Consider the following 10245-nt stretch of genomic DNA (forward strand, 5'->3'; position numbering starts at 1 on the left):
GATGTATTACTCACCCGTTCGCCACTCGCCGCCAGGTTGGCCCCGCGCTGCCGTTCGACTTGCATGTGTAAAGCATGCCGCCAGCGTTCAATCTGAGCCAGGATCAAACTCTTCAGTTTAATCTCTGTTTGTTGGCATTGCTGCCACCTTGATTTCTCAAGGGTCGCTCACTCAAAATACTGACCGTTACTTCATTGCTGAAGCAACGTTATACTTTTTGTGAACATTTGATAATTTAAGCATTCAGCATCCCGAAGGATGCTGGCACTTCATCAAACGCCCACACTTATCGACTGTTGATTGTTAAAGATCGTATTCTGTACTGCCTTGCTGCATTCTGCGAATCGTTTTGTTCGTCAGCAGCAGAGGAGGAAGATTATGCAGTGTTTCGCTTGACTCGTCAACCCCTCGTTTTTCTTCAACGCACTCGGCATGGCCGTTTATACAAGTTTAATTCGTTGATTCTATTAAACTTTTCGTGCGCTGCAGAAGCAGGACGCGAACTATAGCAAATGCACCCGGGTGGATGCAAGGGCTCTGTTGCGTGCTACATTAATCAATAGTCGACTTCCACCGATAGAGCCGCGGTCCAGGGCCAACCAGGAGACATGGGATGACTTATCATCTGCCGGCGACGATCGCCAGCTCGCACCGCCGCTCCCTCCATTACGGGCTGCGCGCCAACCTCCGTCCAGACTTCGATCCTCTCTCGGGGTCGGCCCTGTCGGCGCTGGTCGAGCAGAACCGCATGCTGTACAGCCACGCGGTGCCGGCCATGGAGACCCTCTATCAGCAAATCGCCAACACGCACAACTCGGTCCTGCTGACCGACGCCCGCGGCGTGATCCTGCACTCGCTCGGCGATGCCGACTTCCTCGAAAAGGCCAACCGCGTCGCACTGACGCCGGGCGTCGACTGGTCCGAAGAGAGCAAGGGCACGAATGCGATCGGTACCGCCATCGCCGAACGGGCGCCGACCACCGTGCACGCCGACCAGCACTACCTGACGGCGAACCACTTCCTCACCTGCTCCGCTGCACCGATCGTCGACCACCACGGCGATGTCATCGGCGTGCTCGACGTCAGCGGCGACCGGCGCAGCTTCCACAAGCACACCATGGCACTGGTGCGGATGTCTGCTTTGATGATCGAGAACCAGCTGTTCGCCGCAGCCTTCGGCAACGCGATCACCCTGCACTTCCACACCCGCCCGGAATTCATCGGCACGCTGATGGAGGGTATCGCTTCCTTTACCCCGGGCGGCCGCTTCCTGGCGGCGAACCGCAACTGCCTGTTCCAGCTCGGGCTGTCCACGCCGGCCCTGCAGGCGCATACCTTCAGCTCTCTGTTCGGGCTGCCGCTGTCCGCCCTCTACGATCATTACCGCAGCGCGGCCCCGGGCCTGCTCGACCTGTGCATGCACAACGGCGTGCGCGTGCGCGGCCGCGCCGAGCTGCGCCTGGCGCATGGCGTGCAGCTGCTCAACGACGCACCCAGCCTGCCCGCGCCGCCCGCCGCGCCGCGCCCCGTCACGCCGCCGCCGCGCTCCCGCCTGCAGGCCCTGGACACCGGCGACGCCCGTCTCGCCCAGGCAGTCGCCAAAGTCGGCAAGGTCCTCGGCCAGGGGGTGACCATCCTTGTCATGGGCGAGACCGGCACCGGCAAGGAAATGCTGGCCCAGGCCATCCACGCGGATTCGCCGCGTGCGCGCGGTCCCTTCGTGGCGGTAAACTGCGCCGCGATTCCGGAAGCGCTGATCGAGTCCGAGCTGTTCGGCTACGAGGAAGGCGCTTTCACCGGCGCGCGCAGGAAGGGCGCCAGCGGCAGGATCATGCAGGCGCATGGCGGCACCCTCTTCCTCGACGAGATCGGCGACATGCCGCTGGCCCTGCAGGCGCGCCTGCTGCGGGTGCTGGAAGAGCGCAAGGTCGTGCCGCTCGGCGGCGCCAGGGCGCTGGCGGTCGACATCGAAGTGGTCTGCGCCACCAACCACGACCTGCGAAAGCGCATCGCCGACGGCCTGTTCCGCGAAGACCTGTATTACCGCCTGAACGGCCTGGTGGTGAAGCTGCCGCCGCTGCGCGAACGCAGCGACCTCGACGCCATCGTAAACCAGCTGCTGGTCAGCGAAGCGCGCACCCGGCGCGTGGCCGACGAAGTCCTGCAGCTGTTCCGGCGCCACGCCTGGCCCGGCAACCTGCGCCAGCTCGCCAGCCTGCTGCGCACGGCCAGCCTGATGGCCGGCGACGAAGGCGAGATCGGCCTGCAGCACCTGCCCGACGATTTCCTCGACGACCTCGACGCCGCGCCCGCAGCGCCGCCGCCAGCGCAGAGAGCCGCGACGACCGCCAGGCTCGACGACCTGGAACTGGGCGCCATCCTGCGCAGCCTGGACGCGCACGGCGGCAACGTCTCCGCCGCCGCACGCGCCCTGGGCGTCTCCCGCAACACCATCTACCGCAAACTACCACGCGCCTGACAAGAACCGCATGGCGGCGTTGCATCGGCTCGCCGTATTAGCGTACTGTCTTCGCTGATGCGCCTTGCCCTGCGGCTCCTGTCAGGCGCTTCGCGTAAGAGGCTGCTCACGCAACAGCGCACACTCCTCGTCCGTGAACAGCCTCGAACGGGTCAGGAAGCGCCGGCCGGTGCCGTTATCGAGCGAGAACATGCCGCCGTTGCCGGCCACCACGTCGATGATCAGCTGGGTGTGCTCCCAATAGCCGAACTGCTCGCGCCCCATATAGAAGGGCGCCCCGTCCAGGCTGCCCAGGCAGACATCGGTGTCGCTCACCTTGAACTCGCCCTCCGGATAACACATCGGCGCGCTGCCGTCGCAGCAGCCGCCGGACTGGAAGAACATCAGCGGGCCGTGGCGCTGCCGCAGCTCGCCGATGAAGGCAAGTGCGGCAGGCGTCGCGGCCACGCGCTCGATCGGCGTGGCCATAGTGCTCATCACATGCCGCCCTCAGAAGAAGCCAAGCGCTTTCGGGCTGTAACTCACCAGCAGGTTCTTGGTCTGCTGGTAGTGCTCGAGCATCATCTTGTGGTTCTCGCGGCCGATGCCCGACTGCTTGTAGCCGCCGAAGGCCGCGTGCGCCGGGTACAGGTGGTAGCAGTTGGTCCACACGCGCCCCGCCTGGATCGCCCGGCCGACACGGAAGGCGCGGCTGCCGTCGCGCGTCCACAGGCCGGCGCCCAGGCCGTACAAGGTGTCGTTGGCGATGCGCAGGGCATCGGCTTCGTCCTTGAAGGTCGTCACCGAGACCACCGGGCCGAAGATCTCTTCCTGGAAGATGCGCATCCGGTTGTCGCCCTTAAACACGGTCGGACGCACGTAGTAACCGCCGGACAGGTCGCCTTCATGGGTGGCGCGCTCGCCGCCGGCCAGCACCTCGGCGCCTTCCTGGCGGCCGATGTCGAGGTAGGACAGGATCTTCTCGAGCTGCTCCTGCGAAGCCTGGGCGCCGATCATGGTGTTCTCGTCGAGCGGGTTGCCGGCCTTGATTCTCTCCACCCGCGCCAGCGCGCGCTCCATGAATTGTTCGTAGATCGATTCCTGTACCAGCACGCGCGACGGACAGGTGCAGACCTCGCCCTGGTTCAGCGCGAACATGGCGAAGCCTTCGAGGCACTTGTCGAAGAAGTCGTCGTCCGCCGCCATCACGTCCTCGAAGAAGATGTTGGGCGACTTCCCGCCCAGCTCCAGGGTCACTGGAATCAGGTTCTGCGCCGCGTACTGCATGATCAGGCGGCCAGTCCCGGTCTCGCCGGTGAAGGCGATCTTGGCGATGCGCTTGCTGGATGCCAGCGGCTTGCCGGCTTCCAGCCCGAAGCCGTTGACGATGTTGATCACGCCCGCCGGCAGCAGGTCGGCAATCAACTCCATCAGCACCATGATCGAAGCAGGCGTCTGCTCGGCCGGTTTGAGCACGACGCAGTTACCCGCCGCCAGCGCCGGCGCCAGCTTCCACACCGCCATCAGGATAGGGAAGTTCCACGGGATGATCTGGCCGACCACGCCCAGCGGCTCGTGGAAGTGGTAGGCATAGGTCTCGTGGTCGATGGTCGAGATCGCGCCTTCCTGGGTGCGGATGCAACCCGCGAAATAGCGGAAGTGGTCGATCGCCAACGGCAGGTCGGCGGCCATGGTCTCGCGGATCGGCTTGCCGTTGTCGATGGTCTCGGCGGTCGCGAGCATCTTGAGGTTCTGCTCCATGCGGTCGGCGATTTTATTCAGGATGTTGGCGCGTTCGGTGGGCGAGGTCTTGCCCCAGGCCTCCTTGGCGGCATGGGCGGCATCGAGCGCGGCTTCGATATCCTCGGCCGTCGAGCGTGCGACCTCGCAGAAGGGCTGACCGGTAATCGGCGTCACGTTCGGGAAGTACTCGCCCTTGACGGGCGCGACGAAGGCGCCGCCGATGAAGTTGTCGTAGCGCTGGCGGAAGGGGTTGGCGACGCCGAGTTTGCTGATGTCTGCAAGATTCATGTCATCCTCTTCTTTCTTTGTGGTGGTGTGGAGTCCTTTATCTCGCAAGCGCCATGCCAGCCCGCGCGGCGCATCGGCCCAGAGCGAAGACGCGGCGCGCGGCGGCCGGAACTGCGCCATCGCCCGTGACACCTGCTCCAGATTGACACAGCGGAGTGATCAACTGGACAACAGGATTCACGCCCGGCAGGTATAGTGCGTGCCGGGATCACGGAGAAAAGATGAAACGACACGCACTCGCTTCCAGCATCATCGCCGCACTGTCCACCACCTATGCATCGTCCGCCCTGGCCGACGATGCCGTCAATACGGCCACCCCGGTCGTCGTGGTCAGCGCCAGCCGCACCGAACAACTCAGCTTCGACCTGCCCGCCTCGATCGACGTGATCGACGCCAGCCGCATCGGCGCCGCGCAGCCGCGCGTGAACGCGTCCGAAGCGCTGGCCGCCGTGCCTGGCCTGGTGGCGCAGAACCGCCAGAACTATGCACAGGACCTGCAGATCTCCTCGCGCGGATTCGGCGCCCGCTCGGCCTTCGGCGTGCGCGGCGTGCGCCTGATCGCCGACGGCGTGCCGGCCACCATGCCCGACGGCCAAGGCCAGGCCGCCACCTTCGACCTCGACATGGCCGAGCGCATCGAGGTCCTGCGCGGCCCCTTCTCCGCCCTGTACGGCAACCACTCCGGCGGCGTGATCCAGCTGTTTACGCGCGATCCGAAAGGCGCGCCCGAACTCGAGTTCAATGTGAGCGCGGGCAGCTACGGCAGCCGCAAGACCGACCTGAATGCGAGCGGCAGCGCCGGCGGCGTCGGCTACCTGCTGGACGCCTCGCGCTTCGACACCGACGGCTACCGCAGCCACAGCGCCGCCACGCGCGACCAGGCCTATGCCAAGCTCACCTTCGTGACCAGCGCCACGAGCCGGCTGGTATTGACAGCCGGTGGCCTGCGCCAGAACGACACCCAAGATCCGCTCGGCGTCACCTGGGCTACCTGGCAGCGCGATCCGCGCGCGGGCGAGATCGATACCACCGACCCGCAGACGCCGCAACGCACCTTCGCCGAACGCTACGACACGCGCAAGAGCATCAAGCACCAGCAACTGGGCGCGACCTGGGAGCAGCGTTTCGGCGACGATCGCCTGCGCATGACCGCCTACGTCGGCAACCGCCGCGTGATCCAGTACCAGTCCTTCTCGCAGGGCTTCCAGGCGCCGCCCAGCCACTCCGGCGGGGTGGTCGACTTCGAGCGCGACTTCCACGGCATCGACGCCAACTGGAGCATGCCGCGGCCCTTCCTCGACGGCACGCTGCGCTCGACCTTCGGCATCGAGGCCGGCGCATCCGACGATGAACGCAAAGGCTACGAGAACTTCATCGGCAGCCAGTTCGGCGTGCGGGGCCGCCTGCGCCGCGACGAACAGGACGATGTGAAGAACCTCGACCCGTATGCCCAGTTCGAATGGGAGCGCGACGCCTGGGTCCTGAGCGCGGGACTGCGCCACAGCCGGGTCACGTTCGACGTCGACGACCGCTTCCTCGCCAATGGCAATGACAGCGGCAGCGTCAGCTACCGCCACACGACGCCGCTGCTGGGCGTCCTCTACAAGCTGAATCCCGGCCTGAACCTGTATGCCAGCGCGGCGCGCGGCTTCGAGACCCCGACCCTGAGCGAAGTCTTTTATTCGGGCGCCGGGAGCGGCTTCAACTTCTCGCTGGCGCCGGCGCAAAGCACCCACCTGGAGCTGGGGGTGAAGGCGATGCCGATGGATGCGGTGCGCATCAACGCTGCCGTGTTCCAGGTGAAGACCAGCGATGAACTGGTGGTCGACAGTTCCTCCGGCGGGCGCACCAGCTACCGCAACGCCAGCGCGACCCTGAGGCAGGGACTGGAACTGTCGGCGGATGCCGACTGGCGGCGTAACTGGAGCGGCAGGCTGGCCCTGAGCGTGCTGCGCGCCGTGTACGACGAAGGCTTTGGCGCCGTCCTCGCGGGCAGCCGCCTGCCGGGCGTGCCGAACGCCAGCCTGTATGGCGAACTCGCGTGGAAGGACGCCGCCGAGCGCTACGGCGCCGCATTGGAAACCATCGCCAACACGAAGCTGTATCCGGACGACGCCAACCAGGCCAATCCGGCCCCGGGCTATGCGATCGCCAACCTGCGCGTGCAGGCGCGCCAGCAGTTTGGCGGCTGGCGCGTGCAGGAATACGCGCGCGTGAACAACCTGCTCGACCGCGGCTATATCGGCTCGGTGATCGTCGGCGACAGCAACCGCCGCTATTACGAAGCCGCGCCCGGCCGCAACTGGGTGCTCGGTGCGAGCGTGCAGTATCGCTTTTAAGCGGCAGCGGCGGCCTGGGCGGGGATCTGCACGCCGGGGTAGAGGCGTGCGAGGACTTCGGTGACGACGGTGGCGAGCAGGCGCTGGAGCGACTCGGCGCCCTTGTCTCCCTGCGTACGCAGGTCCTGCCAGAAGCGCTCCGTGTCCGGGCAATGAGCCTGTAGCGACGCTTCCACCGCGGCCTGCCAGAACGGCGGCGCCTCCCCTTCCACGAAATTCCCGCGCCCGCGGCCGAAGTGGGCGACCGCCAGGTAGCGCAGGATGCTGCCGACCATCAGCGTGCGCAGGAAAGGCGGCGCGAACTGCACGGTCGGCTGGTTACGGTCGGTCGTCGTGTTGAAGCCCCAGGCGGCGCCGGCCATCGTCAGCGCACCGACAATGGCGCCGAGCAGCGCGCCGCCGCCCAGCGTCAGGCCGCCCGCCATCAAATCCGCAGACAGTCCGGTCGCCGCACCGGAGACTACCGCGCCGAGCAGGCCGGCCTGCGCCTTGTCGAGCGGCGCACGGACCTTGAAGTTGTCACGCACCCGCGCATTGATGCGGGACGCCTGGCCGGGGTCGAGGCGGTGCAGGGTCAGCAGCTGGCCGGTGGCCTGGGCGATCCGCTCCTCGAGACGCTCGACCAGTTTGGCCATCGCGGCCTCCTGGCGCTTTGCATCCGACTTGCCGAGTTTGACGGCCTTCAGCGCCGACTGCAGGAAGCCGCTGGTCTCCTCGGCCACGGCTTCGCTGTCGCGCGCTGCCGCCGCCAGCTGCTCGGCGCTGACGCGCAGCGAAGCGTGGTAGCGGGCGACGTTGTTCGCTTCCCAGGCCGCGCGCAGGCGCGCATAGCCGGCGCGTTTCGGCTCCGGCACCAGCCTGCCGAGCGCTTCATAAAACACGTGTTCGTGCACCCAGCAGCGGGCGAAGGCGTCCAGGGCCAGGACTTCGCGCACGATGGGATACTGGTCGAGGTGCTGCTTCCACAGGCTTTGCTCTGCCTGTTCGTCAGCCGCAGGGCGCGGCGGCCCGAGCTGGTTCAGCAGGACGACCACCGGCTTGCCCAGCCATTCCAGGATGCGCATCTCGGCCGGCAGGTAGCCGGCGTCGCGCGGATGCTCGCCCGAATTCACGAGGTAGAGCACGACGTCGGCCTCGTCGCGGGCGGCGCGCAGGGCCTGCTGGCTGAGCCAGAACGGGCGGTCGCGGTAGCGGTCGAAGACTTCGCGCAGGAACCAGCCGATCGGGTTACCCGCCATCGCCAGGCGCTTGAGCAGGCGGACCGAATCGCCGAAGCCAGGCGTGTCCCACAACAGCAGGCTATCGCCCTGCTCCGTCGTCTGCAGCACATGCGATTCCGAGAAGGTCGTCACGTGGGCGGCATCGCGCACCTCGCCGACGTCCATGCCGACCAGGGTGCGCGCGAGCGTGGTCTTGCCGTTGTTCGTGTGCGACACCAGCGCGAACTGGACCTTTACCGCCCCGCTCATCGCGCCCCCGCCGCGGCGACGCCGCCCTGCGTATCGGCCCGGTATTTCCCGGGCTGCAGCAGGTTCACGATGGTCACCTGGACCTGGTAATGGGTGCAGAACTGGCGCCACAGGGCGATGCGTTCGACCAGGCGCACATCGGTGCCGGTTTGCGTGCTTGCGCGTTCGGTCATCGAGGATTCATCGGCCAATACGGTCACGCCGCCCGGCAGCTGCTGCGCGATCGCCGCCAGCAGGGCGCCGTGGTTTTCCTGCTCGGGCGTCGCTGCGAGGTTGAACAATACCGCGGTCACGGTCGCATCGCCGGTTTCAGGACGCAGGTCCTGCAGGAGGGATTTCGGATCTTCGCCATACGGCAGCGAGGGACGCAGCATGACGCGGGTCTGCGCACCAAACATGTTTGCGGCGATCTCGGACAGGCCGCGGTCGCGGCTTTCGTCCAGCGTGAAGCTGTAGGGCAGCACACGCAGGGTCATCGGGCCGGGACCGGCGCCGACATGATCCGCCAGGTTGCGGAAGTATGGCTGCTGCAGGTCGATGGGGAAGCGCCGCGCGAGGCGCGCAGCACGCCAGCCGGCGAACAGGGCGAGGATCACACGAGGCAGGATCACCAGCAGCAGCAGGGTCGCCGCATACAGATGGACCCAGCGCGCGCCGCCGGCGCTGGACGGTTCCTGCACGAAGCGGAGCGCCTGCACGTCGGCGACGCTGAAACCGTCGATCGGGAACAGGAGCAAGGCCGGTGCGAACAGCCAGGACAGCAGGCTGTGGACCTGGTTCGCATCGAGGAAGGTGCTCTCCCAGCCGGCCGCGTATTCGGTCAGCAGGCCGCGCGCGTACAGGGAGATGACGGCGCCGAGCGCGAACGCGGCCGCGGCCAGGTGGACCGTGCGGCTCAGGCGCGCGTGGGTCAGTTTCCAGGACAGCTGGGTCCAGTCGACCGCGTACTCGCCGAGGGCGGCGGCCAGCGGCGCCGGCAGCTTGCGGGGCAGCCTGGACTTGCCGACGCTGAGCCTGCGCATCAATTCCGGGCTGACCCAGCCGGTGCGTTTGGACGGGACGAGCAGCCAGGCCAGCAGGATTACATACACCAGCAGGTTCCAGACTATGATCAGCAAGAGCGGCGCGGACAGCAGGTCGACGCGGTGAGGATCGGCGATGTGGTCGATGGCGGCGCCTGCGATCAGGGCGAGCAGCGGCAGCAGTGCGGACAGCATCGGCAGCAAGGGCCGGCGGTTCAGGAAGCTGCGGAAGGCAGGCGTGCGCTCGGCGAGACGCTTGAGGATCTGGTCGGAGCGCTGTTCGAGGAAGTGGTCGAGCGTGAGCGCGGATTTGCTGTCGGCCGCGGACCATTGCGCGAGCTCGCGTGCACTGCGGCTTGCGTACATGCGGTCGTCGTCGCTCAGGACTTCGTGTTTGATATCGGCCGTTTCGATGGAACGGACCAGGGTCACTCTTCTCGCCACCTGTTCTTTCATGCTGCGTCCTTAATGGATAGACAACAGCTGCATTGTGCCGCAAATCGCAGGGGGCTGACGGATGCTTCAGAAAGCAAAAAGCCCGCTCAGTGTTGACTGAGCGGGCTCTGCTTAATAATTAGCCTGACGATAACCTACTTTCACACTGGTTGCAGCACTATCATCGGCGCAAAGTCGTTTCACGGTCCTGTTCGGGATGGGAAGGGGTGGTACCGACTTGCTATGGTCATCAGGCATAAACTGTACGGGTATCGCTTTTGACTGCAGCGCTACCCTGAATCCGGAAGAAGTTAGTTTTACTTTGTAATCTGTTGTGTCAACAAACCGCTGTCATCGACCTGGCTTTGACTGCCAAGGTTATAGGGACAAGCCGTACGGGCAATTAGTACTGGTTAGCTTAATGCATTACTGCACTTCCACACCCAGCCTATCAACGTCCTGGTCTCGAACGACCCTTCAAGGAGCTCAAG

General features: G+C 65.7%; 6 protein-coding genes and 3 rRNA genes. 2 read left to right on the plus strand and 7 right to left on the minus strand.

The annotated features are described in order from the left end of the window. A 16S ribosomal RNA gene (locus LQV39_RS26130) occupies positions 1–119 on the minus strand; the annotation flags it as partial. 494 nt (positions 120–613) lie between these two features. Here LQV39_RS26130 and LQV39_RS26135 point away from each other — a divergent pair. Then, entirely contained in the window at positions 614–2479 is a 1866-nt protein-coding gene (locus tag LQV39_RS26135) for a sigma-54-dependent Fis family transcriptional regulator (RefSeq protein WP_230030115.1), read from the plus strand. Positions 2480–2560: 81 nt separating this feature from the next. Here LQV39_RS26135 and LQV39_RS26140 read toward each other — a convergent pair whose 3' ends face one another. Continuing rightward, entirely contained in the window at positions 2561–2947 is a 387-nt protein-coding gene (locus LQV39_RS26140) for a DUF779 domain-containing protein (RefSeq protein ID WP_230030120.1), read from the minus strand. A 21-nt stretch (positions 2948–2968) separates the two neighbouring features. Then, complete coding sequence (gene adh / locus LQV39_RS26145) at positions 2969–4489, minus strand: aldehyde dehydrogenase (RefSeq protein ID WP_230030116.1); 1521 nt, start codon at positions 4487–4489, stop codon at positions 2969–2971. A 221-nt stretch (positions 4490–4710) separates the two neighbouring features. Between adh and LQV39_RS26150 the strand changes: the two genes are divergently transcribed. Beyond that, the gene (locus tag LQV39_RS26150) at positions 4711–6828 is read left to right on the plus strand and encodes a TonB-dependent receptor (protein WP_230030117.1); all 2118 of its coding nucleotides are present in this window, start codon (positions 4711–4713) and stop codon (positions 6826–6828) included. Here the strand turns inward: LQV39_RS26150 and LQV39_RS26155 are convergent. The 4 genes from LQV39_RS26155 to LQV39_RS26170 all read right to left on the minus strand — a co-directional run. Then, positions 6825–8297, minus strand: a complete 1473-nt coding sequence (locus LQV39_RS26155; RefSeq protein WP_230030118.1) for a DUF3482 domain-containing protein — start codon at positions 8295–8297, stop codon at positions 6825–6827. The two genes, LQV39_RS26150 and LQV39_RS26155, sit on opposite strands and share 4 nt — an antisense overlap. After that, entirely contained in the window at positions 8294–9775 is a 1482-nt protein-coding gene (locus LQV39_RS26160; protein ID WP_230030119.1) for a DUF2868 domain-containing protein, read from the minus strand. The genes LQV39_RS26155 and LQV39_RS26160 overlap by 4 nt, the downstream gene beginning before the upstream one ends. A 121-nt stretch (positions 9776–9896) precedes the next feature. Further along, positions 9897–10009, minus strand: a 5S ribosomal RNA gene (gene rrf, locus LQV39_RS26165). 127 nt (positions 10010–10136) lie between these two features. Continuing rightward, positions 10137–10245: ribosomal RNA gene (locus LQV39_RS26170) — 23S ribosomal RNA — on the minus strand; the annotation flags it as partial.

The sequence above is a fragment of the Massilia sp. Bi118 genome (assembly GCF_918697865.1).
In the GTDB taxonomy this organism is placed as follows: domain Bacteria; phylum Pseudomonadota; class Gammaproteobacteria; order Burkholderiales; family Burkholderiaceae_D; genus Telluria.